Genomic DNA, 22,868 nt, shown 5'->3' with positions numbered 1-22,868 from the left:
CCGTCTTCCGCGTAAGCGCCACGTAAGCACTTGGAGGAAAACCGGAGCGCGTCGCAGGATACGGTCGGCGGACGCTCATTCCAGATTCGATAATGATTAGAGTAGGATATCGTAGCATTGGATGTCCTGGCGTTTTCTAGCGCAGCACAACTTAAAATGCTCCGAAGGCAAAGGTCACACGTTCGAATCGTGTCGGGTGCGCCAGGACTAAGTCCTTCACAGGACGTCAGTTTCGGTCCGGCGCTCTCAGCTTCTGAAATCTCCCGAAGCCTCGTCCGTCACAGTTGGGCGGAACATCATGCCTTAAATCCAAGGGAGGCGCCACTTGGCAAGTCCAAGTGCGTCGCGCGGCTATTCCGCGTCGGCCAAGTCGTTCTCGACGCCAGTGCAGGTGTCGATAGCCAACGTTGCGATCGATGCCGCGCGACGAATCGATAATCGCCGCCAAATTACAACGTAAAAGGGACTTCATTCCTTTTACCGTTCGTCGACATGGTCCATGCTATTGCTCGCACGATGGCCATTCACAGACTTTACGGCGAGCTTGCCGCCTCGCTCGTGCGCGCCACCACTGAGCGCTGTGAGCCGGAAGAGCCGCGCACCCGCGTTGGCGCCAAGCTCGACGGTGCGGGCGGCCTGTCTGCCTACGAAGGCGCGTTGCTCATCCTCCACGAGCTGGGGCTGGCGACTCCTGACCACAAACTGGCGATCGACGGTGACCGGGTCGCACAATTCATCACGAAGCGATCGCGGGACGGCCAGGTGAAATTGCCGCCGATCGACGACGTCCTTGAACCGTGGCTCTCGGTTGCGGACCAGCAGGGTCATCTGTCGCTCAAGCGCCTGCCCTTTGTCCCGCACGACGAGATCAGGCCCGTGATGGATGCACTTGTGGCGCTGGACTACGCCAGGCCGGCCGGCAATGCCTTCATATGGACGGACAAGATCGGCCGCGCGATGCAGATGGCCGGCGACTGGGACGAGAACAATTTGTCGCGTCAGGAGCTCGAGGAGCGGAACGTCGATCTGGAGATGCGCAAGGCGCTGGCTTGCATTCCTGAGGACGTCAGGCTTGCGGCGCTCAGGGGTAGCAGAATAGACGTGGTCAAGGCGCTGGCCGCGCGTTGGGTCGACGGTGTGTGGCTGCCCGATACGGCCGACGAGGCCCCATGGTGGCGTCTCACCGCCGTCGGTGCTGAAGCGGCGCGATTGGTCGAGCTGGTCCAGGGACCTGGCCACCTACTGACGCGCGAGGTCAACTAGCGATGGCCGCACCAAGCGCTCAACCGGATGACATGCTCGTGCGGCGCCTCAAGCCGGGCTCACTGCTGAGCTGGATTGTCATAGCTCGCTTGAACCGCTTTACCTTTCACAACCCGCCTACGCATTTCAGGATCGAGAATCGCTGGCGCTGGCTGTTCAATCCGATTCGTGATGCCAGGGGGCGCGGACTTCTGAGATACTACCGGTATTGGCAGAGCTTCAAAGTCAATGACCGGTTCTACACCGCCGTCGGAGCCGGATTTTGTACCTTCATGTTCAACCGGCGTGACGCCACTGCGGAGGAAAGAGCGCAGTTGGACGAGAGCGTGGCGGCCGCGCGCGCACATTACGAAGCCGATCCCGCGTTCCAGGCCGCGGTGGACAGATTGAAAGGCATCGACATTTCCTGCGAATTTGCCTCGCAGCAAGAAGATCAGGGCGCCTACGTTGCGTTGCTGCTGCAAGGCTCTGTGGCCAGTCTGGCGCGGTTGGAGGCGCTGGCCGCAGACGATGCTGGCTATCGCTCCGCGGCCGAACGTGCGGCGGCTGCTGAGCGCTTCCGGATCTTTCTTTTACGAAATCATCTTTGCAACTCCAAAGATTATCGCGAACGCTATGCCGACGTCGGTGGCTCGCCCTATGACGATCCCAGGAATTGGCCGAGGCAGACCTGACTGATCAGGCATGACCGAGATGACGGAATGAACGATCAGCCATCAGGAGGACCGCCGATCATCAGGCTTTGCGGAAGATCACATTCCGTCGCTGGCTCTGCGGCCGGAGGACTTGCTCAGTCGCGCCGTGCTCGGCTGTGCCGCCTGCGCGCTGCTCGTACCGTGCGCTACGGCTCATGCGCGCTGTTTTGGCCGGCGGGATGCACCTTTCCGAGAAAGGAACCAGCGAGGTGACGAGCACCCCTTTGGTCTTGCCTGACGACCCGGAGCAACGCTCCTTTCTGATCGTCATCGGTCGCCTCGATCTCGGGGTCCGTTCCGAAGGGACGTTCTTGGAGCCGGCCCGCGGCCACATTCACGACATCGGCTTCTGCGTCGGCCCGGATCGGGCCCTCACGCATCGCCCGCCGCGCCCGGAGCGCGTTCCCTACGATTACCAGTGCACGGATCGCTTCCTCTATCTTCGGCCCGACGAAAGCTGCGATCGACTCGGGCGCGTCGAGGTGACCGAGTGGCTCGTCTACGACAACACCATGCGCGGGGACATCGACTTCACCGGCCTCATGGTGAGGATCACGCTCCGAGAGCAGGCCTATCGCGCGTTCGAGAGCCATGTCGGCCTGATGCCCTGGCCCGCGCTGGGCGACCACACGTCATGGGACGGCGAGATCCTCTTCCGCATCCCCTCCCCTCCCTTCCCGTTTCCGATGCCGCGCGGCAACTCCGATCCGTGGACGAGCGGGACACGGGTGGTCGGCGAATTGCAGCCGATCACGCGCTTCGATGTCGACGACATCGAAATCCAGCCACTGCGTGACGCGCAAGGCCGACGCGTCAGCCGGGGCGAGGCGGCGTGCGACGGCGATCCGGCGTGGGAGCCGCCGTTGCGGCTCCGGGCCTGACGCACCGCTCGCCTCAGCCGCGCACCACCCCCGCCCGCGCCTTCAGAAACTCGCGCGCGACGATCAGCTTCTGCACTTCCGTCGCGCCCTCGTAGATGCGCAGGGCGCGGATCTCGCGGTAGAGGCTCTCGACGATCTCGCCCTTGCGCACGCCGCGGCCGCCGAACATCTGCAGGGCGCGGTCGATGACGCGCTGCGCGGTCTCGGTCGCGGTGAGCTTGGCCATGGCGGCCTCGCGGGTGGTCGGCAGCTTCTGGACGTCACGGCGCCAGGCGGCGCGGTAGGTCAGCAGCGCGGCGGCATCGGTGTCGGTCGCCATCTCGCCGAACGCGGCCTGGGTCATCTGCAGGTCGGCCAGCGCGCCGCCGAACATCTGCCGGCCCTGCGCATGCGCCTGCGCCTCGTCGAGCGCGCGGCGGCCGAAGCCGAGGGCGGCGGCCGCGACAGACGCGCGGAAGATGTCCAGCGTCTGCATGGCCAGCTTGAAGCCGCCGCCGGGCGCGCCGAGCCGCCGGCTCGCCGGGATGCGGCAGTTCTGCAGCCGCAAGGTCGCCAGCGGATGCGGCGCGATCACCTCGATGCGCTCGGCCACGGAGAAGCCGGGATCGTCGGGAAAGACGACGAAGGCGGAGATGCCGCGCGCGCCCGGCGCTTCGCCGGTGCGGGCGAACAGCGTGTAGACGTCGGCGATGCCGCCGTTGGAGATCCAGGTCTTCTCGCCGTCGAGCACATAGGCATCGCCGTCCAGCCGCGCTGCGCAGGCCATGGCGGCGACGTCGGAGCCCGCCTCCTTCTCGGACAACGCGAAAGCGGCGAGCCACTCGCCGGCGCGCACCTTGGGCAGCACGCTGGCGCGCAGCTCCGGCGAGCCGCCGAGCGCGATGGCGCCGGAGCCCAGTCCCTGCATGGCGAACGCGAAGTCGGCCAAACCGTCGGCATAGGCGAGTGTTTCACGCGACAGGCAGATCGCGCGCGAGTCGATCGCGCCGGCATCGGCGTCGGGCGCCACGACGGCGCTGTCGAGCAAGCCTGCGGCCCCCAGCGCGCGCACGATGTTGCGGCAGGCGCGATCGACATCGCCGTGGTCGACGTCGTCGAGCACGCCCGAGCCGACGAAGCGGTCGAGCCGGTCGCACAGGGCGCGGTGACGCGGTTCGAAGAACGGCCAGTCCAGCCAGTCGCGGGGAATCACCTTCGCCGATGCACTCATGACAAGACCCGTCCGCCAATTATTTTAAGTATAAAATAATTGGCGGACGATCGGTCTGTCAAGCTTGCGGCGGCCGTGCTCGCCGCCGCACCCGCTTCACTCCGCCGCCTTGGCGATCTTCCCGAACACGCGCGTCGGGGCCGGAAAGCCGCAGGAGGTGCCGTCGATGACCTTGACCTGATCCTCCCATGGCAGCCGGTAGGTGCCGGCGACCATGTCGTGCATGAAGGTGTAGGGACAATCCATCGCGCCGCCCTTCACCGCGACGTAGCCGCGATGCCAGAGCTGATAGATGTTGTTCTCGACGCCCCAATTGATGCGCGCCTCGCGCACCAGATCAGGACGCACCTCGGCGGTGATGATCTCGTCGGGGCGGCCGGTGGTGCCGTGGGCGAGAATGCTGCCGTCGAAATTGACGATCATGCCCTCGCCCATCGAATCGAACGAGCCGTCGGAGCCGCACATGCAGACATTGGCCGTCACCATCAGGTTCTGGAACGCATTGGCCTGGTTGGTGAAGCGCCAGCTGTCGCGGATCGGCGCAGTATAGCCCGCTGTGCGGATCATGATCTCGGCGCCCTTGTAGGCGCATTCCCGCGCCATCTCCGGGAACATGCCGTCATGGCAGATGATGAGCGCGATCTTCGCGCCACGCGGTCCCTCGATCACGGGGATGCCGAGATCGCCGGGCTCCCACGGCTCGACCGGGATCCACGGATGCAGCTTGCGATAATACAGCTTGATGTCGCCGTGATCGTCGATGATCAGACCCGAATTGTAGGGATTGCCGTCGGGATTGAACTCCATGATCGAGAAGCAGCCCCAGATCTTGTTGTCGATGCAGGCCCGCTTGAAGGCGGCGACCTCCGGCCCGTCGAGCCGGCACATGATCTCGGGATTGGTGTCCATCGACAGCCCGTGCAGCGCGTATTCCGGGAACACCACGAGATCCATAGTGCCGAGATTGCGCCGGGCCTTGCCGACCATCCAGACGATCTTCTCGGTCTGCCGCGCGAGGTCGTCCTTGGTGACGACGACGGGAAGCTGGAGTTGCACCAGCCCGATGACCACGCCGTGGTCGGACTTGTTGAGACCACCTAACCCATTCATGCCGGACCTCCCCGAGAGTCGTCGCTGATTTTGGCCAAGACAATCATGATTTCACACGAGCCGCGCGCCGATATTTCAGCCCGCCCGCTGCCGCTTGCGCAGGCAGCCGGGACGACCGGTTTCGTCAGATCGCAGCCGGCTGCTGCAGGCGCCGCCGGAACCGGGCCAGCGCGCGGCCGAACACGGCCTCGTCCTGGGTCGCGCGCGTCAGCACCAGGGCCCCCTGGATGCCGAGCACCACCTCCTCGGCAGCGTCCCCGGCCGCACCGGCGTCCCAGCCGTCGCGCAGCAGCGCGTCACGCAAGGCGGCGATCCAGCGGATGAAGTAGTCGGCGATGGCAGCGGCGAAACGATCGCGCGTCCCGTCGAGCGCGAAGGCGCCGACGAGGCAGACGCGACGGCCGGAGCGGAAGTAGTCGTCGACACCCAGCCACATCCGCGCAATCGACGGCTCCGGCGCGCCATCGCGCAGCGGCGCATAGATCTCGCGCTCGAACCAGGCATCGACATGCGCGAGCACGGCGCGCGCCATCTCCTCCTTCCCGCCCGGGAAGAAGTGATACAGGCTGCCCTTGCCGAGCCCGGTCTTCTCGGTGATGCGGCTGAGCGATGTCCCCTCGAAGCCGAACTCGCGGAACACCTCGGCGATCAGCGGGATGACATCAGCGCGCTCGTTGAGCGTGCGCATGGCGCGCCCTGCTTCACAGTCCCAGATCGCTCAGCCCCGGATGATCGTCCGGGCGCCGGCCCAGCGGCCAGTGAAACTTGCGCTCGCTCTCCTTGATGGGCAGGTCGTTGATGCAGGCATAGCGACGCTGCATCAGCCCCTGCGAGTCGAACTCCCAGTTCTCGTTGCCGTAGGACCGGAACCAGTTGCCGCTGTCGTCATGCCACTCATAGGCGAAGCGCACCGCAATCCGATCGTCGGTGAACGCCCAGATCTCCTTGATCAGGCGATAGTCGAGCTCCTTCGCCCATTTGCGGGTGAGGAAGGCGACGATTTCGGCGCGGCCGTTGACGAACTCCGCCCGGTTCCGCCAGCGGCTGTCCGGCGTGTAGACCAGCGACACCCGCTCCGGGTTCCGGCTGTTCCAACCATCTTCCGCAAGGCGCACCTTCTGAATGGCGGTCTGCAGGGTGAAGGGCGGGGCGAGAACGGACATCGCAAAACTCTCCTTATGTACCACTCCGACTAGATTGTACCTTTCGGTACAAGATGTCAAGTTGCACGGCTTGGAACGCGGTTCCGGTATTGGGCGAGGGCAGCTGGCCTTGATGATCCAGCCAGACTATGCAGCACGGTGCAGCACTACCAATCTGCAGCCTGCGAGGGTCAGCACCCTTGTGTGCTCAACGGAAATTCGATGATCTGCTAAGGGAACCAACCGGGCCGCGGGGGCGACACGGTCCGGGGTCGGCGATACGTTTTGGGGATTTTCGGACATGTCGATGCTCACGCCGCATGGCGAGTGCCTGCTGTGGACGCCTGAACTGATCTGGGTGAACGCGGTCTCCGACGTCCTCATCTCCTTCGCGTTCTTCGCCATCGCCTTCGTGCTCGCCTACATCGTCTATCGCCGCCGCGACTTTCAGTTCAGCTACATTTTCTGGGCGTTCGCGCTGTGGGTCTCGGTCTGCGGATTGACGCGGCTGATCGAGGTTCTCACGATCTGGGTGCCCGCCTACAGCCTCGAGGCCGCCACCAAAGGCTTGCTCGCCTTCATGTCGGTCGGCATCGCGTCGGCGCTGCTGCTGATGCTGCCGCGGGTGCTGACCATGCCGTCCCGCGCCGAGCTCCGGAACGCCTATGCGCAGCTCGAGGAGGAGACGCGGCAGCGCCGCACTGCGGAAGCCATGGTCAGGCGCTTCCAGGAGATCGAGGCCACCGAGGCGCAGGTGCGGCAGGCGCAGAAAATGGAGGCGATCGGCCAGCTCACCGGCGGCGTGGCGCATGACTTCAACAACATCCTGACCGTGATCACCGGCACGATCGAGATCCTGGCCGAGGCGGTGAAGGACCGTCCGCAGCTGGTGCAGATCACCAGCCTGATCAACTCGGCGGCGGCGCGCGGCGCCGACCTGACGAAGCACCTCCTGGCTTTCGCCCGGCGCCAGCCGCTGCAGCCGCGCAGCGTCGACATCAACGGCATGGTGGTCGACACCGCCCGCCTGCTGCGACGGACGCTGGGCGAGCAGATCGAGATCGAATCCATGCTGGCCCACGATTCCGCGCCGGCGATGATCGACCCGAGCCAGCTATCGACCGCGATCCTCAATCTCGCCTTGAACGCGCGCGATGCGATGCCCGAGGGGGGCAAGCTGACGCTGGAAACCAAGAACGTGCTGCTCGACGAGGCCTACGCGCGCATGAATCCGGAGGTGATCCCGGGCAACTACGTCATGATCGCGGTCAGCGACACCGGCGAGGGCATTCCCGCCAATCTGCTCGACAAGGTGTTCGAGCCGTTCTTCACCACCAAGGACGTCGGCAAGGGGGTCGGCCTCGGGCTGAGCATGGTCTACGGCTTCGTCAAGCAATCCAACGGACACATCAAGATCTACAGCGAGCCGGGGCACGGCACCTCGGTCAAGCTGTATCTGCCGCAGGCCAATGCCGATGCCGACGCCGCGCTCTCGGCCATGAGCACGGCCGGGATGGAGCGCGGCGACGAATCGATCCTGATCGTGGAGGACGATTCCCTGGTGCGCGAATACGTCATCGCCCAGATCAAGCGGCTCGGCTACACCACCCTGGCCGCCAGCAAGGCCGACGAGGCGCTGGCGCTGATCGACAGCCCCGCGCGGATCGATCTGCTGTTCACAGACATCATCATGCCCGGCGGCATGAACGGCCGCCAGCTTGCGATCGAGGCCCTGAAGCGGCGCCCGAACCTGAAGGTGCTGTACACGTCCGGCTATACGGAGAACGCCATCGTCCATCACGGCCGGCTCGACGCGGGCGTGCTGCTGCTGACCAAGCCGTACCAGAGCGCCGATCTCGCCCGCATGATCCGGACCGCGCTGAACGCGTGATCCGCAATGCGCAGCGCATGATCCGGCCTGCAGGCGCGCACGTTACAGACCGGCGACGACGCGGTGGAATGAGTGAGGCAGGTGAATGCAGAGGACGTTCGGACGCTGGATGGCCGCCGTTCAGGCCTATGCATCGGCCGGTGATCCGCAGTCCGACATCGCTGCCAAGGTGGCGCTGGTCATCGTCTCCAATCAGCCGTTCTATCCGCTCTACCTCCATGCCATCGCCGGCGCAGCGGCGTGGCCGGCGTGGCTGACCCTGCTCACCACACCTTTCTTCGCCGCCGTTCCGGTTCTGGCGCGGCGCAATCCTTTCGCCGGCCGTACCCTGATGGTGCTGACGGGGACGGCCAACACGGTGTTCTCAGTCAAGCTGTTCGGCATGCAGAGCGGCGTCGAGCTGTTCCTGCTGCCCTGCACGATGCTCGCGGCGCTGCTGTTTCGTCCCGACGAGCGCATCCGGTCATTGCCGCTGCTGGCGCTGCCGTTCGTGTCCTATCTGCTGATCGATTCCCGGCTTGGTGCGCCGGTGATGAGAGTCGCAGACTCCCAATATGCTTCGCTGGTGGCGATCAATGCGACCAGCGTCGGCGCGCTGACGGCCTTGATCGGAATTCTCGCTACAGCACGCATGACGGCGCGTTGAAGCGCAGCACACCACCTCCGCTGCGTCAGCCAGGCCCCTCCGGTCCCGCTCAGGACCTGGACGCCCAGATCGGCCCCGCCGCAGCGCCGCTGCGGCAGCGCAGCCACATCTGATCGTAGAGGTCCTGCAGCGATCGGGCATAGGCGGGGGCGTCGAACAACGGAGCGACCAGCCGGTTGCGCTGAAGCTTGGCCTTGGCCGCCCGCAGCAGGTCAGGCTCGGCTGCGAGCGTCAGTGCGACCGCGAGATAATCGGCTTCGTCGGCGGCAATCAGTTCGGGCAGTCCCACCGCGTGCAACAGGCTGCCGGCGACCCGGGAGGCAAATGTATCCCCGGCGCAGCTGACGACCGGCACGCCGGCCCAGAGCGCATCGCTGGCCGTGGTGTGAGCGCCATAGGGAGCAGTGTCCAGCACGAGATCGGCGAGCTGGAGCCGCCGAAGATGCTCGCTCTGAGTCATTTCGGGCGCGAACACCAGACGTCCCGGCGCCACGCCCCGGCGCAACGCCTCGCCACGCAGATTGCCCTCAGCCTGGTCGGATGCCAGCAGCCACAAGACGCTGTCCGGTATCGCATCGAGCAGACGGCACCACAGATCGAACACCGCCGGCGTCAGCTTGTAGGCCTGATTGAAGCAGCAGAACACGAAGGCGCTGTCCGGCAGGCCGGCCTCGGCGCGGCTGGGCGGCGGACCGAGCGCCGCCCGGCCATGCGGCTGGTAGGAGTGCGGCATGTAGGCGAAGCTCTCCGAATAGTCGGCCGCCGCCGCCGGCGGCGTCATGAACGGATCGGTGATGATGTAGTCGCAGATGCCGCCGCCCAGCGTTCCCGGATAGCCGAGAAAGTTCACCTGAACGGGCGCCGGCCGCAGCATCAGAATGCCGGTCCGGGCACCGCGCGTGTAACCCTTGAGGTCGACGAGAATGTCGATCTGCGCAGCATGAACCGCCGACGCGGCGGCGCTGTCGCTGAGCGTCGTGACGTCGTGGAAGCCGTCGAAAGCGTCATTGAGCCGGCCCCGCATCAGCCCGCGGTCGTCGGCACCGAACGAGAAGGCATGCAGCTCGCACCGCGCACGGTCATTCGCCTCAAGCGTTTCGATCAGCAGATGCGCGGTGGCGTGGTCATGGAAGTCGTTTGAAAGGTATCCGACACGAAGCTTGTCGCGGATTGTCAGGTCGAAGCGAAAATCCAGTCGCGCCCTTTCCGCACGGCTCGCAGCGACGCGATCGCGGGTCCAAAGCTCCGAACAGACGCGATGCTCGCCCGCGCTCAGTCCGGGGACGGACAGCAGCAGAAATGGCGGAATCTGACCTGATCGGGCCTGCTCCAGCGACAGTCGGGCGTCGATCGACGCCTGGGCGAAATCATCCCAGGCGCACATGCTGCGGTCACGGCCGAGCGCTCTCATCCAGGTCCATCCATGCCGGAGGCTGCCAGCAGGCACAGCAAGTCCCGCGCCAGACCGCGAACGACAGCCGATGTGGAGCGGCGCTGGCGCCCCCCTCGCTGGCCAGCACGACCGTCGCGGAGTGAGTCGCCCGTCGGGCGGGCGCGGGCATCGTCCCAGCCGCAGCGATGGCCGTAACGTGCACGGAATCGCATGCGCCGGGATGCCGATTTCGGACGCCGGTTCAAGCCGATGACCTCTGTCCAGATGGCGACGCGAAAATAATTCGCTTTCGCTTTTACCGAATTTGATGTCTCCTGCGCCCATACCGCCTCGGGCAGAGGGCGTATCGCGCTCGTCACGACACGCGAGGCGGGGAGCGATGGCCGCGACGGGTCGCAGCATGTCCCTTTGGACGTGCCGACGAACGGCTCGTTGCGGACGGTGAAGTCGTGTGGTCCTGACACCCCGAAGCTGGTGTCCCGCGCAATGCGCGAAAGCGCGTCGTCGCGATACGGTGGCCAGAAAGCCCGGTGCACCGAGGAGAGCACGTATAAGCCGTAGCCCATCGCGCGGGGAAGGCCGGGATTGCCGGCCGAACCTGTGGTTCCTGCCCCGTGCATTCTTCACGCACGGGGGCCACGGGCACCGGTCGGTGCCTGGTCTTCCCTGCCCCTCTCGCTCGCAGAGGGTCCAGTGTGAACACAACTCGGACGCAGATCGCGCCGCGGGACCGAATGACCGTTGCCCGGCCAACTACGCGGCGGCCATCTGCCAGGATGACGGCGTATAGGAGGGAACGTGATAGTTCATGTTGGCCGGCGCCTGCGAAGGGGCCTGGCGCGCGACGAAATAGGCTTCCAGCTCGGCGACGGCGCGGCTCTCCCACTCCGCCGCCTGCGCCAGCAGCGACTCGCGCTGGTGCGGACGAAATGCCGCAGTCTGCCGGTACAAGGAGGCGACGGTACGATAGCGCCGCACGTTCTCGAGAACCGCTTCCCCATTCATCGTCATGATTGCTCTCCCCTCTCCGTCCCCCTCAGGACACGCTGAAAGTGCACGCACGCGCTTTGCGAAATCGTTAGCGCGCGAGGCAGCGCATCGGGATGGTTGGCAAATGGTTGACTAATGAGGTGCGTCGAATTGTCCGCTTCTCATGAGCAGATTCGGTATCAATCGACCACCTCCTTGCGGGTCCCTGCGAATTTACAAGGACTTAAGGTTAAGCGGACATCCGTCGGAAAGTGACGTGGTCACAGACACTTACGATCGCGAGTGTTGTAGTTGAACTACAGCCGGGCGGCCCAACATGTGAGAAGAGTATGTTCGAACGTTGCTGATTTTCATTGAGGATTGTGACCATGAAAACGCTTGCCTCCGCCGCCGCTCTGCTCTTCGCGAGCTCGCTCAGTGCCTTCGCCGCCGACATGCCGGCCCGCTATACCAAGGCGCCGCCGCCAGTCGCGATCTACAATTGGACCGGCGGATATTTCGGCGGCAATATCGGTTACGGCTGGGGCCGCTCGAACCTCGGCACGACGCTGGACCAGACCAGCAGCTGGGCCGCGGAAGGCGCGGCTTTCCAGAATCAGTTCGTGAGCATCAGCAACAACCGCCTCAATCCGGCTGGCGTGATCGGCGGCCTGCAGGCCGGCTACAACTGGCAGACCGGCCCCAGCGTGTTCGGCATCGAGGCCGACTTCAACGGCTCGGGCATGAGCAAGCGGACGATCTATACGGCCGCTAATCCGCCGACGACGCGGACGTTCAACGAGAGCATCCGCAACGACTGGTTCATGACCCTGCGCGGCCGCGCTGGCTACGCGATCGATACCACCCTGCTCTACGTCACCGGCGGTCTCGCCGTCGGCAACGTCAAGGGCAGCTGGGACCTGACCTCGGGGAACGGCTATGCCAAGACCGCCTCCGTCGACCAGACCCGCGTTGGCTGGACGATCGGCGCCGGCGTCGAGCATGCCTTCGCTCCGAACTGGACGGTCAAGTTCGAGTATCTCTACACCGATCTCGGCAGCGTCAACTACACTTCCGCCTATGTCCCGGGCAGCACCTTCGCTCCCCCCGGCTCCAACTACGTCGAGCGCCTGTCGCAGGACTTCACGTTCCACACCGCCCGCGTCGGCGTGAACTACAAGTTCGGCAGCCCGGTCGCCGCCCGCTACTGATCGCGATCAAGATCCATCGCAAAAGCCTCGGCTCCGCCGAGGCTTTTTTGCTTTCGGCGCACGGAGACCGCGTCCTACGTCCCGGTGGCGCCAACCGCGGCGCGGAAGCGCCACAAGGTCAGCGCCAGGAACAGGGCGCCGATGCCGGCGACGGCGGCGAATTGCGGCCACACCACGTCGATGCCGGCGCCGCGATACAGAATGGCCTGCGCGAACGAGACGAAATGCGTCGACGGGGAGGCCTTCATGATCGTCGAGAGCCACACCGGCTGGCTCTCGACCGGCGTCGCGCCGCCGGAGAGCAGGTTCATCGGCACGGCCACGAGGATGTAGAGGAGGCCGAGCTGCGGCATCGATCGCGCGATCGTACCGAGGAAGAGGCCGACGGCGGTGGCGAAGAACAAATAGAGCACGACCCCTCCCATGAACAGCGGGATCGAGCCCGTGATCGGAACGCGGAGAAATCCCTGCACGACCGCGTAGAGCGCCACCGCGACGGTGACGGCGATGACGAGCGCATTGGCCCAGATCTTCGACATCGCGATCTCGAACGGCGACAGCGGCATCACCAGCAGATGATCCATGGTGCCATGCTCGCGCTCACGGACCAGCGCCGCGCCGGCCAGGATGATGGCCAGCATCGTCACATTGTTGATGATGCCCATCACGCTCTCGAACCACGCAGTCGTGATGTTCGGATTAAATGCGATGCGCGTGACCAGCTCGACCGGGGAGGCCTCCGAAGGGTTGGACCGCGCCAGATAGCCCACCACCTCGGTGTTGATGATCTGCAGGGCATAGCCGGATCCGAGGCCGGCCTGGATCATCGCCGTGGCATCGACGTTGACCTGGAGCGCCGGCCGGTGCCCCGCCAGCACGTCGCGCTGGAAGTTCGGCGGAATGTCGAGCACGAACGTGAAGCGGCCGCTGTTCATCAAAGGCTCGATCTGGCTTTCCTTGATGTACACGGGAGTCTGAAAATAGGGCAGCATGAACGCGCTGATGATCCGGCGCGACAGCTCGGAATTGTCCTCGTCGACCACGCCGAGCGAGGCGTGATGGAGCTCCTGCGAGTTGCTTTGGGCTTCGCTGACCACGGCCACCGTGAACGAATAGATGACGAGGCCGATCAGCACGACGTCGCCGAACAGGCTGCGCAGCTCCTTGGTGCCGAGCCAGAAGATATTGGAGAGCGAATGCCACATGGCTCAGCTGTCCTGCTTGGGCAGCAGCACGAGGCTGAGCCCGATCAAAACCGGAATGAAGACGAGCAGGATCAGGATGTCGGCACCAAGATCGGCAAAGCCCAGGCCTTTGGTGAAGGTGCCGACGCTGATCGGACGAAAGTAGGTCATGGGAAATCCCATCCCGATGATCCGGCCGACGCCAGACAGCGACGAGACCGGCACCAGCATCCCGGAGAACTGCGTCGCCGGCAAAACGGTGAGGATCGCGGTGCCGAACAGCGCGGCGATCTGGGTCCGGCAGAAGGTCGAGATCAGCATGCCGTAGGCCGTCGTCGTGAAGACGTAGATGATCGTGCCCGTCAGCAGCGGCAGAATCGCTCCCCTGAGCGGGACGTTGAACAGCAGGGTGGCCATGCCGAACATCACGGCGAAGTTGACCAGCGCCACGCCGACATAGGGCAGCTGTTTGCCGAGCAGAAACTCCAGGCGCGTCACCGGCGTCACGTAGAGATTGGTGATCGAGCCGAGTTCCTTCTCGCGAACGACCGCGAGCGCCATCAGGATCGCCGGGAACAGCGCCAGCAGCAGCGCGATCGTGGTTGGGACCATCGCATAGATGCTGTTGAAGGCCTGGTTGTACTTGAAGCGAATTTCGGTGTTGACCGGCGACGCGGCTGCGGGCCGGGTGGTCTTGACGGCGGGATCGCCCAGATAGAGCTGATGCGTGCCCTCGAGGTAGCCGCGGATGGTCTCGGCGCGGAACGGCATCGAGCCGTCGATCCAGGCCGACACGAATGCAGTGCGGCCGCGCTTGATGTCGAGGCCGAAATTCGGCGGGATCTCGATCGAGGCCATGATGTCACCGGCCTTCATCCGACGCTCCAGATCGGCATAGTCGACGAGCGGCCGCTTCTCGACGAAATACGGCGAGCCCCTGAGCTCGGCGAGATAGGCGCGGCTCTCCGGCGTCTGGTCGCGATCGAGCGCTGCGAAGGTGAGGTCGTTGACATCGGTGGAAATGCCGACGCCGAACACGATCATCAGAAAGGCGGTGCCAAACAGCGCGAACATCAGCCGGATCGGATCACGCACCAGCTCGAGGCCCTCGCGGATCGTATAGGCGAACAGTCGGCGCAGGCTGAACCGCGCGGGCTTGCCGCTGATCCTGCGCTCGGGCGCCGGCGGAGAGCTCGCGTCGATCGGCATCTTCGGCGGCGCGTCGAGGCCGGCGTCCTGCTCGAGGAACGCGACGAAGGCGTCCTCCAGCGTCTGCGCGCCCTTCGCCCGGATCAGCCCGTCCGGCGTGTCGGTCGCCAGCACGCGCCCGTCATGCATCAGCGACAGCCGGTCGCAGCGCGCCGCCTCGTTCATGAAGTGCGTGGAGACGAAGATCGTCATGTCATCGTTGCGCGACAGCTCGATGAGCAGCCGCCAGAACTGGTTGCGCGCCACGGGATCGACGCCCGAGGTCGGCTCGTCGAGGATCAGCAGATCCGGCGCGTGGACGACCGCCACCGCGAGGGACAGCCGCTGGCGGATGCCGAGCGGCAGCTCGGCGGCGAGACCATCGACATGCTCCGTCAGGTCGCAGCGATCGATCAGTTCGGCGATCCGCTTCTCGGCGAAATCGTGCGGCAGATGGAACAGCCGCGCATGCAGCACCAGGTTCTGCCGCACGGTGAGCTCGCCATAGAGCGAGAACGCCTGCGACATGTAGCCGACACGGCGGCGCGATTCGTGATTGCCGGCCTCCATGGAGCGGCCGAAGATCAGCGCCTCGCCGGCGGTCGGCGGCAGCAACCCGGTCAGCATCTTCATGGTGGTCGTCTTGCCGCAACCATTGGAGCCGACGAAGCCGAAGATCTCGCCCTTGCGGATCTGGAAGTTCACGCGATCGACGGCTGTGAAGTCGCCGAAACGGCAGGTCAGGTCGCGCGCGACGATGACCATCTCGTGATCGGGGTCGAGCTCGGTCTTGACCGGCATCGCGGCCTGGTGGCGTGACGCATCCGGCGGCAGCAGCGCAATGAACGCATCCTCGATCGTCTGCGCCGCGGTCTGCGCCTTGAGCTCCGCTGGCGTTCCGGTCGCGAGAATGCGGCCGTCGTTCATCGCGATCAGCCAATCGAAACGCTCGGCCTCCTCCATGTAGGCGGTCGCCACCACCACGCTCATGGCCGTGGCGCTGCGCGCCCGCAGGCGGTCGATGAGATCCCAGAACTGGCGGCGCGACAGCGGATCGACGCCCGTCGTCGGCTCGTCGAGAATGAGGAGGTCGGGATCGTGGATCAGCGAGCAGCACAGGCCGAGCTTCTGCTTCATGCCGCCGGACAGCTTTTTCGCCGGCCGGTCGGCAAAGTCGGACAGCGCGGTCGCCTCCATCAGTTCGGCGATGCGCCAATCGCGCTCGGCGCGAGACTGGCCGAACAGGCGCGCGAAGAATGCGATGTTTTCGCGCACGCTGAGATCGGGATAGAGATTCTTGCCAAGGCCTTGCGGCATGTAGGCGATGCGCGGGCAGGCCTGCTCGCGCGCACGCCGGTCGGCCATGTCGGCGCCGAGCACGACAATCTCTCCGCGCTGGATCGCGCGCGCGCCGGCCAGGATCGACAGCAGCGAGGATTTTCCGACGCCGTCGGGCCCGATCAGTCCGATCACGCATCCCGACGGAAGCGCGATCGAGACGTCGTCGAGCGCAGTGACGTCACGATAGTGCTGCGACAGATGCCTCACCACCGCGACCGGAGGCGCGGCGATGCTCATGGCGCGGCTTGCAGGCGCGCGGGCCAGGCGACGTCCGGGTTCCACCGCACATAAGCGACGCCCGGCAGCCCGCTTCTGACCGCGTCGGCATGCGCCGCCAGCCTGTCCGCATCGACGCGTACGCGGATGCGGAACATCAGCTTGTCGCGCTCGCTGCGGGTCTCCACCGTCTTCGGCGTAAACTGCGCCTGGCTCGCTACAAACGCCACCCTCGCAGGAATGGGACGATCAGGATAGGCGTCGAGCACGATGCGGGCGTCGCTCCCGACCTTGATCTTGCCGACCTCCTCGGTCGGCAGGAACACGTCGATATAGACATAGCCGATGTCGAGCATGGTGAAGACCTTGCCGCCGGCGCCCAGGACCTCGCCCACATTGGCGAGCCGATATTGAATGCGGCCGGCCTTCGGCGCGATCAGCGAGTTGTCGGCAATCTGGACGGTGTAGAGCGCAACGTCGTGACGCGCCGCTTCCAGGCCGCGCTCGGCCTCCGAGATTCGCGCCTGCGCGCCGGCGACGCCGGCGATGGCGGCGTCGAGCGCCTGCTGCCGCTGGTCGGCCAGCTCGCGCGTCGTCCAGCCGTTCTGCAGCAGGCTGCGCGTGCGATCCATCTCCTGTTCAGCCAGCGTCTTTTGAGCCCGCAATTGCGCGAGACTGGCGCGGGCCTGATCGATGACATGCTGGGCCTGCTCGGCCTGAGCCGTGGCCTTGGACAGTGACTGCTGCAGCTCCTTGCTGTCCATGCGCGCCACGATCTGCCCGGCCTCGACGAGATCGCCGATATCGGCGCGGAGTTCAGCGACGCGGCCGGCATATTTGGTCGCGATATCGATCTCGTCGGCCTCGATCCTGCCATTGCTGACGCTGATGCCGAGCGGCAGCGGGGGATGCAGGCGCTGCCACCAGACGTAGCCGCCGCCTCCGGCAGCCCCGGCGAGAAGGACGAGCAGCACAACGAGGGGCCACATGCGTCGCTTCGGCGGCAGCTCATGCGCCACGGCCACCGGCAGCGCCGGCGCGGGAACAAGAGCGACGGCTTCCGCACGCACCTGCTGAACGGGCCGTTCGTCATCCGCGAGCCGAGTATCCTGTGGATCCATTCCGAGAGGCCTTGTTCGCTGAAGCAGGCGCCTCGTTTGCCACAAGCCCTCGGGAATCCGTTGACACAGCTCAATTGGCGCCGCGCGCACTACCGACGTTGGGGATCACGTTTGGTTTACGGCGCGGAATCGGATGTCGCGATCGCATGGATCAGCAGCAGGCTGCTGAAGATGACGAACAAGGCGAATGCCTGGAATTCGCGCAGCGACATGTCGAGCAGGGCAAGCATCCACGCGATCGGCAGACCGGCGATGACCAGCAGGACAAAGCCGGTGGCCGCCATGAAGATGCCATCGAGAATCCTCAGCGCGATCATCTTGGACGTCATGGCGCCTTCCGTTCAGGACATGCGTGCGATCGGCAGCGCGCGGTTGCCGCCGCAATCGCCCCGGACCTCCCGCGGGGTGAGTCCATACTGGCGGCGGAACGAGCGATTGAAGTGCGAGAGATCGCCGAAACCGACGTCATAGGCGATGCTGGCGATCGCCAGCTGGCCATGAGCCGGATCGCACAACATGCGATGCGCATTCGCCAGTCGCACACCCGACAGGAACGCGGAGAAGGTGGTGCCGTCGATCTCGAACAGGCGCTGCAGGTAACGCGGCGTGACGTTCAGCTTGGTCGCGACCACCGCCACCGACATGTCGCGGCGCCGGCTGTTGGCGACGAGGAACGATTTGGCGAGCCTCAACCGTGCTGCACGCAATCCTCTCGCGCGCATCGTTTCGGCCAGATCGGCTGCCGGCCCGATCGAGAGCGCAAGCAGGTCCATAATGTGACGCACAGACATATTGAGCAGTTGCGCGTCGATCGCGCCGCCGCTCGCCATGAGCCAGCTCGCATAGTGGTCGAGCAATCGCAGCGCGCCCCGATCGGCCGGCATCTGCCGCATCACTGCGTCCTCGACGCTGACGTCGGCTGCCTCGATCATGACTCGCGGCATCAGCAGGGTGAACGACCGACCATTGCTCGCACGATGAAACGCGCATGCATCGGCGCCGCTGAGGATGGCAGCCTCCCCCTCAGGCAGCTCGCGCGTCTGCCCTGCAGCCTCGACGAAGGCGGTGCCCTGGCGGTTGATCGCGAGGATGACGTTGTCGGCGCCGTCGGCGAGATAGCGGCCGGACCGGGAGATCCGCGCCGGAGTGGCCCAGGCATCGAGCAGCTGCAGGCCCGGCAAGGTCAGCGCCCGATTTCGCGCGTTGAATGCGACATCCGGCGCGGGCTCGAAATCGACGCGGAGCATGACCTGACCGTAGTGCTCGCGCCAGAACGCCGCGCGCTCCCCCTCGGGGATCTGGTCGGTCGAGAATTCGACGATTCGAGGGTTGAGGTCTGACATGCGATCACTCGGAACCTTTGAAACTGAGACCTGGGATGACGCTTCGATGCCGGAGTCGATAGCGCCATCACCGCGAAGGCGGCGTCCTCTCATCAGGGGATGTGGCGCAGCGCAGGATTGCCGAATGTGAACTGGATCACGCGTGGTCGTGTCAGCCTTGGCGATCGTCGCGGACGGCCAAGACGCCAAGATCGAGGAGTGATGCCGTCCGCTGGGACCTACAACCAACGAGGACGATGATGACACTTGCTGGACGATGTTTTTGCGGAGCGGTTGAAGTCGAGGTATCTGGAGCACCGGAAGCGATGGGCTATTGTCACTGCCGCTCCTGCCGCTCGTGGTCGGGCGGGCCCGTGAATGCTTTCAGCTTGTGGAAGCCCGACGCGGTCAGGATCACATCGGGCAGCGAGCACGTGGCGATGTTTGCGAAGACGCCGCTGAGCCAGCGGCAGTACTGCGCGAAGTGCGGCGGTCATCTGATGACCAATCATCCGCCGCTCGGGCTCGTCGACGTGTTCGTTGCGACGCTTCCGGATCTCGACTTCAAGCCGGCTGTGCACGTGAACTATGCCGAAACCGTGCTGCCGATGCGCGACGGCCTGCCGAAGCTGAAGGACTTTCCGCGCGAGTTCGGCGGCTCGGGCGAAACCGTCGCGGAGTAGTTCGGCGATGCCGGGCCCTGTAGCTCCCGGGCTTCAGGGCTTCGGCGCGCTACCGTCGCATGGTCGGGTGTCACCGACAGCCGTCACAGCACGACGAACCCGGGCCCCTCATCACTCGTCTGCAGAGATACGAAGCACCCCTGTGCAGCATCTCGCGTTTGATAATCCTGGCGTGCCCGCCGATCACGCGGCTTCGCGCCGAAGCTGCGCGATGAACCTCGCGCGCTGGGCGGCGACCCATGAATGGGAATATCGTCCGCGCGTCAGGGTTGACAGGTCAGACCGGCACGCCTTTTCCCGGTCATGGCAGCGAGGTCATCGTGCAGAGCGAGCTCTATTCGCGGGCGCTGGACGCCATCTATCAAGGCTTTGCGGAACCCGACGGCATCGGCGGTGCGCTGAATTGCGTCCGGGAGCTGACAGGCGCCGAAAGCGCCACCTTCGAGGTCATAGACCCTATCCTCCGGCAGCCAGTGACGTTCCGCAGCAGCGGCGTCGCTCCGGCCGAGGGCGACGACTACCTCGCCCATTTCGCGCCACGCAATCCCCGCCTGCCCACGGCGCTGAAGCAGCGACAAGGCGAGCTGTCCTGGGACTATCAGGTCATGGACGAGAGCGCCATGGACCGGGATCCGTTCTATGCAGAGTTTCTGCCGCGTGCCGGCTTGCGCTACTTTCTCTCGGCGGTGCTGGAGCGGTCGCCGCAGCGCATGGTCGCCTTGACACTGCAACGAACGCCGCGGCAGGGACATGTCGGCAAGGCAGACATTGCGCTGATGCAGCGCCTCACGCCGCATCTGCAGCGCGCGCATAGAATGCGGGGCAGCCTCGTCACGGCGTATGGTCACGACATCGGCACGCGCGCGCTCGATGTCTTGAAGGACGGCGTCGCGCTGCTCGATCCGAAGGGCGAGATCGTCTACCTCAATCCGAGCCTGCAAGCGATCTCGACGGGCAGCGGGCTGTTCCGGATCGACAGTCGCGGCATTCTCTTCGGCTCGGCCGACCTGCGCAATCGCTTCGCCCGCGCATTCAGCGTGGCGGTGAGCGCCGACGGCCTGACCGACTCAGATGCCGCGCGCGACTTCCTGGCCCCTCGTCCGGACGGCCTGCCGCCGTGCACGATATCGCTGCGCGCCTTGCACCATTCCCGGCGCCGGACAGATTGTCCGGCTGCCGCAGTGATGATGCTGGTACGTGATCCGATGCGCGACGGCCCGGCGACGCACCTGCTTCAGGATCTCCATGGTCTGACCAAGGCGGAAGCGCAACTGGCCTGCGCACTCAGCGCCGGCATGACAGCGGTCGAATATGCCGCGCATCGCGGCATCAAGGTCACGACGGTGTATACGCATCTGAAGCGCACACGGGAGAAGACCGGATGGCGCAGCGTTGCCGAGCTGACGCGGCGCATCCATGAGATATCGGTCGGGCTGCTGAATGCCGATCCCTAGCTAATTCGCCGAGAAGGCCGCGATCTGTTGCGCCAGCGCGTCGTGAACGCGAGCGACCACCGTCTCGTAGTCGCGGTGTTCGTCCTGACGGAACAGCCGCACGCTCGGATACCAGGGACTGTCGGCGCGACCGAGCAGCCAGCGATAGTCCGGCGTGTAGGGGAGCATGACCCAGGTCGGCTTGCCGAGCGCGCCGGCGAGATGCGCGACGCTGGTGTCGACCGTCACGACGAGGTCCAATCTGTCGATCAGCGCCGCTGTATCGACGAAGTCGCGGATGTCAGCGGTGAGATCGAGAATGTCGCGTCGGTCGGCGAGCATGGCCTTGTCCGCCGGCCGCGGGTCCTTCTGCAGGCTGACGAACTGCGCATCCAAGGCGAGCAGCGGCGCGAGCCTCGCCAACGCCATCGAGCGGTTGTGGTCGTTGAGATGCATCGGGTTGCCGGACCAGACCAGCCCGACGCGCATCCGATCGTGCGGCCCGAGCCGCTGCTCCCACCGCTCGCAGCGCTCCGCCGGCGGGCGTGGCAGGTAGCACGGCGCGGCGGGGATGGTGTCGAGGCGGGTCGCGAAGGCGAGCGGCAGACTCGACAGCGGACAATGATAGTCGATGACCGGCAGCGCATCGATGCCGCGGGCCAGACATTGCGCGACACCCTTGATGCCGGACATCAGGGGCTGCAGCACGCCGTCGACCTCGAGCACGACGCGCGCGCCCTCGGCCGCGACCATCGTTGCGTAGCGGGCGAACTGAATCGTGTCGCCCAGTCCCTCGTCGCTATGGAGCAGGATCGTCTTGCCCGCGAGCGGCGCGTCGGCGAGCCACATCGGCACGTCGAAGCAGCGCTCCACGAAGCCGACGGCGCGACATTTCCGCCCCCATTCACGCGCCGCCCAGCCACGCGCAAAGTCGCCGGTCAGCAACCGGAATAGCGCCGCGTTCCAATGCGCGTCGGCAAGGTCCGGCTTCAGCGCGACCGCGCGCTCGAAGCTGGCAAAGGCCTCGTCGAAGCGGTGCAATTCAGCCAGCGACGTGCCGCGATGGTTGTGAAAGTCAGCGACCTGCGGCCGGATCGCGATCGCCTTGTCGAACGCGGCGACGGCCTGGTCGTGACGGCCGAGATTCTGCAGGATGCAGCCATAGCTGTTGGCAATGTCGGGATCGGCCGGCGACAATGCGTGCGCGCGCTGGCCGCTCGCATGCGCTTCGTCATAGCGGCGCAGCCGTCGCAGCGATATGCCCTTGAGGCAGAGAGCGCCGGGCTGATCGGGCTGAGCGGCAAGCGACTGATCGAAACGCGCGATCGCCTCGCCGTAGCGTCCTGCATCGAAATGGACGGCGCCGGCTCTGTTCGCCGCATCGACATGATCGGGCGTCAGCTCGAGCACCTGGTCGAACGCCAGCGCCGCCTCGTCGCGGCGGCCCTGGGCGTCCAGCACCTCGCCGAGGCGGAACCACGTCGCGACGCGATCAGGCGCGAGCTGCAGCAGGCGATCACAGGCCAGCGCCGCTTCGGCATGGCGGCCCGTCAGCTGCAGCAGCTCGCCGAGGGCATCCCAGCTCTCGATTGCATCGGGCTGGAGCTGCAGGGCGCGATCATAGGCCTTGATGGCTTCGTCGAGTCGACCGCCGAGCCGGAGCGCCTGCGCGAGGCCGACGAACGAAGGCGACGCGGAGATGTTCTGCCTGATCGCACGGGCGAACCACGCGATGGCGTCATCGGCACGCTTGAGCGCGAGGCAGACCTGTCCCATCGCATGAAGCGCATCGATCGAAGCCGCATCCAGCGTCAGCGCGCGGCGGCAGGCGTCCTCGGCCTGCGCCAGCTGGCCTGCCCGCAGCAGCCGCAACGCCGCGGCGCACAGCGCATCGGTGGTATCGCCATGGCGCGACGATCCGGATTTGCCCGGAGATGTGCCGGCGGGCCGGCGCGGCTTGTGCTTCATC

General features: G+C 65.5%; 20 protein-coding genes. 8 read left to right on the top strand and 12 right to left on the bottom strand.

What is annotated here, in order from left to right:
- Window positions 1-516: 516 nt before the first annotated feature.
- The 3 genes from HL666_RS14335 (at window position 517) to HL666_RS14325 (ending at window position 2,839) form a co-directional block, all read left to right on the top strand.
- Window positions 517-1,263 carry a hypothetical protein gene (locus HL666_RS14335; RefSeq protein WP_172182024.1) on the top strand — a complete coding sequence of 249 codons (747 nt, stop codon included), beginning with the start codon at window positions 517-519 and terminating at the stop codon, window positions 1,261-1,263.
- A gap of 2 nt (window positions 1,264-1,265) precedes the next feature.
- Window positions 1,266-1,937 (top strand): hypothetical protein, encoded by a 672-nt coding sequence (locus HL666_RS14330; protein WP_172110487.1) that lies wholly within the window; start codon window positions 1,266-1,268, stop codon window positions 1,935-1,937.
- Between the two features lie 176 nt (window positions 1,938-2,113).
- A complete protein-coding gene (locus HL666_RS14325) occupies window positions 2,114-2,839 on the top strand; it encodes a hypothetical protein (RefSeq protein ID WP_172182022.1) in 726 nt (241 codons plus the stop codon).
- 13 nt (window positions 2,840-2,852) lie between these two features.
- Here the strand turns inward: HL666_RS14325 and HL666_RS14320 are convergent, their stop codons facing one another.
- From HL666_RS14320 to HL666_RS14305, 4 genes are all read right to left on the bottom strand, one after another.
- Complete coding sequence (locus HL666_RS14320) at window positions 2,853-4,049, bottom strand: acyl-CoA dehydrogenase family protein (protein ID WP_172132476.1); 1,197 nt, start codon at window positions 4,047-4,049, stop codon at window positions 2,853-2,855.
- Between the two features lie 96 nt (window positions 4,050-4,145).
- Window positions 4,146-5,159, bottom strand: coding sequence for a formamidase (locus HL666_RS14315; protein ID WP_172132477.1), 1,014 nt, complete (start codon window positions 5,157-5,159; stop codon window positions 4,146-4,148).
- A gap of 124 nt (window positions 5,160-5,283) precedes the next feature.
- The gene (locus tag HL666_RS14310; RefSeq protein ID WP_172132478.1) at window positions 5,284-5,847 is read right to left on the bottom strand and encodes a TetR/AcrR family transcriptional regulator; all 564 of its coding nucleotides are present in this window, start codon (window positions 5,845-5,847) and stop codon (window positions 5,284-5,286) included.
- Window positions 5,848-5,860: 13 nt separating this feature from the next.
- Complete coding sequence (locus HL666_RS14305; protein ID WP_172110492.1) at window positions 5,861-6,322, bottom strand: nuclear transport factor 2 family protein; 462 nt, start codon at window positions 6,320-6,322, stop codon at window positions 5,861-5,863.
- A 280-nt stretch (window positions 6,323-6,602) separates the two neighbouring features.
- On the opposite strand from HL666_RS14305, the gene HL666_RS14300 reads away from it, so the two are divergent.
- Together HL666_RS14300 and HL666_RS14295 are read left to right on the top strand one after the other, a co-directional pair.
- Window positions 6,603-8,192 (top strand): ATP-binding protein, encoded by a 1,590-nt coding sequence (locus HL666_RS14300; protein WP_172110493.1) that lies wholly within the window; start codon window positions 6,603-6,605, stop codon window positions 8,190-8,192.
- Between the two features lie 85 nt (window positions 8,193-8,277).
- Window positions 8,278-8,838, top strand: a complete 561-nt coding sequence (locus tag HL666_RS14295; protein WP_172182020.1) for a hypothetical protein — start codon at window positions 8,278-8,280, stop codon at window positions 8,836-8,838.
- A gap of 49 nt (window positions 8,839-8,887) precedes the next feature.
- Here HL666_RS14295 and HL666_RS14290 read toward each other — a convergent pair whose 3' ends face one another.
- Together HL666_RS14290 and HL666_RS14285 are read right to left on the bottom strand one after the other, a co-directional pair.
- Window positions 8,888-10,249 (bottom strand): O-linked N-acetylglucosamine transferase, SPINDLY family protein, encoded by a 1,362-nt coding sequence (locus HL666_RS14290; protein ID WP_172182018.1) that lies wholly within the window; start codon window positions 10,247-10,249, stop codon window positions 8,888-8,890.
- A gap of 735 nt (window positions 10,250-10,984) precedes the next feature.
- Complete coding sequence (locus HL666_RS14285; RefSeq protein ID WP_172110496.1) at window positions 10,985-11,242, bottom strand: hypothetical protein; 258 nt, start codon at window positions 11,240-11,242, stop codon at window positions 10,985-10,987.
- A 347-nt stretch (window positions 11,243-11,589) separates the two neighbouring features.
- Here HL666_RS14285 and HL666_RS14280 point away from each other — a divergent pair, with 347 nt between their 5' ends.
- Window positions 11,590-12,411 carry an outer membrane protein gene (locus HL666_RS14280; RefSeq protein ID WP_172110497.1) on the top strand — a complete coding sequence of 274 codons (822 nt, stop codon included), beginning with the start codon at window positions 11,590-11,592 and terminating at the stop codon, window positions 12,409-12,411.
- 74 nt (window positions 12,412-12,485) lie between these two features.
- Here HL666_RS14280 and HL666_RS14275 read toward each other — a convergent pair whose 3' ends face one another.
- The 5 genes from HL666_RS14275 to HL666_RS14255 all read right to left on the bottom strand — a co-directional run bounded on the left by HL666_RS14275 (window position 12,486) and on the right by HL666_RS14255 (window position 18,804).
- Window positions 12,486-13,616, bottom strand: a complete 1,131-nt coding sequence (locus tag HL666_RS14275) for an ABC transporter permease (RefSeq protein ID WP_172182016.1) — start codon at window positions 13,614-13,616, stop codon at window positions 12,486-12,488.
- Between the two features lie 3 nt (window positions 13,617-13,619).
- Window positions 13,620-16,361 carry a ribosome-associated ATPase/putative transporter RbbA gene (gene rbbA, locus HL666_RS14270; RefSeq protein WP_172182014.1) on the bottom strand — a complete coding sequence of 914 codons (2,742 nt, stop codon included), beginning with the start codon at window positions 16,359-16,361 and terminating at the stop codon, window positions 13,620-13,622.
- Window positions 16,358-17,461, bottom strand: a complete 1,104-nt coding sequence (locus tag HL666_RS14265) for an HlyD family secretion protein (RefSeq protein WP_172182012.1) — start codon at window positions 17,459-17,461, stop codon at window positions 16,358-16,360. The genes rbbA and HL666_RS14265 overlap by 4 nt, the downstream gene beginning before the upstream one ends.
- A 116-nt stretch (window positions 17,462-17,577) precedes the next feature.
- Complete coding sequence (locus HL666_RS14260; protein ID WP_172182010.1) at window positions 17,578-17,790, bottom strand: hypothetical protein; 213 nt, start codon at window positions 17,788-17,790, stop codon at window positions 17,578-17,580.
- 12 nt (window positions 17,791-17,802) lie between these two features.
- On the bottom strand, window positions 17,803-18,804 hold the full coding sequence (locus HL666_RS14255) for a helix-turn-helix transcriptional regulator (RefSeq protein ID WP_172110502.1): 1,002 nt from the start codon (window positions 18,802-18,804) through the stop codon (window positions 17,803-17,805).
- A 239-nt stretch (window positions 18,805-19,043) separates the two neighbouring features.
- Between HL666_RS14255 and HL666_RS14250 the strand changes: the two genes are divergently transcribed.
- Complete coding sequence (locus HL666_RS14250) at window positions 19,044-19,466, top strand: GFA family protein (protein WP_172110503.1); 423 nt, start codon at window positions 19,044-19,046, stop codon at window positions 19,464-19,466.
- A gap of 239 nt (window positions 19,467-19,705) precedes the next feature.
- A complete protein-coding gene (locus HL666_RS14245) occupies window positions 19,706-20,920 on the top strand; it encodes a helix-turn-helix transcriptional regulator (protein WP_246741542.1) in 1,215 nt (404 codons plus the stop codon).
- Here HL666_RS14245 and HL666_RS14240 read toward each other — a convergent pair whose 3' ends face one another.
- Window positions 20,921-22,867, bottom strand: coding sequence for a tetratricopeptide repeat protein (locus tag HL666_RS14240; RefSeq protein ID WP_172182008.1), 1,947 nt, complete (start codon window positions 22,865-22,867; stop codon window positions 20,921-20,923).
- Window position 22,868: the final 1 nt, after the last annotated feature.

The organism is Bradyrhizobium aeschynomenes (assembly GCF_013178945.1).
In the GTDB taxonomy this organism is placed as follows: Bacteria; Pseudomonadota; Alphaproteobacteria; order Rhizobiales; family Xanthobacteraceae; genus Bradyrhizobium; species Bradyrhizobium aeschynomenes.
The sequence above is the reverse complement of the archived record's forward strand: the minus strand, read 5'-3'. Positions and strand labels throughout refer to the sequence as shown.

Bases quoted from the DNA above. Each gene is read 5' to 3' on its own strand.
- HL666_RS14335 (WP_172182024.1), top strand. From the start codon at position 517: ATGGCCATTCACAGACTTTACGGCGAGCTTGCCGCCTCGCTCGTGCGC.
- HL666_RS14330 (WP_172110487.1), top strand. From the start codon at position 1,266: ATGGCCGCACCAAGCGCTCAACCGGATGACATGCTCGTGCGGCGCCTC.
- HL666_RS14325 (WP_172182022.1), top strand. From the start codon at position 2,114: ATGCGCGCTGTTTTGGCCGGCGGGATGCACCTTTCCGAGAAAGGAACC.
- HL666_RS14320 (WP_172132476.1), bottom strand. From the start codon at position 4,049: ATGAGTGCATCGGCGAAGGTGATTCCCCGCGACTGGCTGGACTGGCCG.
- HL666_RS14315 (WP_172132477.1), bottom strand. From the start codon at position 5,159: ATGAATGGGTTAGGTGGTCTCAACAAGTCCGACCACGGCGTGGTCATC.
- HL666_RS14310 (WP_172132478.1), bottom strand. From the start codon at position 5,847: ATGCGCACGCTCAACGAGCGCGCTGATGTCATCCCGCTGATCGCCGAG.
- HL666_RS14305 (WP_172110492.1), bottom strand. From the start codon at position 6,322: ATGTCCGTTCTCGCCCCGCCCTTCACCCTGCAGACCGCCATTCAGAAG.
- HL666_RS14300 (WP_172110493.1), top strand. From the start codon at position 6,603: ATGTCGATGCTCACGCCGCATGGCGAGTGCCTGCTGTGGACGCCTGAA.
- HL666_RS14295 (WP_172182020.1), top strand. From the start codon at position 8,278: ATGCAGAGGACGTTCGGACGCTGGATGGCCGCCGTTCAGGCCTATGCA.
- HL666_RS14290 (WP_172182018.1), bottom strand. From the start codon at position 10,249: ATGAGAGCGCTCGGCCGTGACCGCAGCATGTGCGCCTGGGATGATTTC.
- HL666_RS14285 (WP_172110496.1), bottom strand. From the start codon at position 11,242: ATGACGATGAATGGGGAAGCGGTTCTCGAGAACGTGCGGCGCTATCGT.
- HL666_RS14280 (WP_172110497.1), top strand. From the start codon at position 11,590: ATGAAAACGCTTGCCTCCGCCGCCGCTCTGCTCTTCGCGAGCTCGCTC.
- HL666_RS14275 (WP_172182016.1), bottom strand. From the start codon at position 13,616: ATGTGGCATTCGCTCTCCAATATCTTCTGGCTCGGCACCAAGGAGCTG.
- rbbA (WP_172182014.1), bottom strand. From the start codon at position 16,361: ATGAGCATCGCCGCGCCTCCGGTCGCGGTGGTGAGGCATCTGTCGCAG.
- HL666_RS14265 (WP_172182012.1), bottom strand. From the start codon at position 17,461: ATGGATCCACAGGATACTCGGCTCGCGGATGACGAACGGCCCGTTCAG.
- HL666_RS14260 (WP_172182010.1), bottom strand. From the start codon at position 17,790: ATGACGTCCAAGATGATCGCGCTGAGGATTCTCGATGGCATCTTCATG.
- HL666_RS14255 (WP_172110502.1), bottom strand. From the start codon at position 18,804: ATGTCAGACCTCAACCCTCGAATCGTCGAATTCTCGACCGACCAGATC.
- HL666_RS14250 (WP_172110503.1), top strand. From the start codon at position 19,044: ATGACACTTGCTGGACGATGTTTTTGCGGAGCGGTTGAAGTCGAGGTA.
- HL666_RS14245 (WP_246741542.1), top strand. From the start codon at position 19,706: ATGAATGGGAATATCGTCCGCGCGTCAGGGTTGACAGGTCAGACCGGC.
- HL666_RS14240 (WP_172182008.1), bottom strand. From the start codon at position 22,867: ATGAAGCACAAGCCGCGCCGGCCCGCCGGCACATCTCCGGGCAAATCC.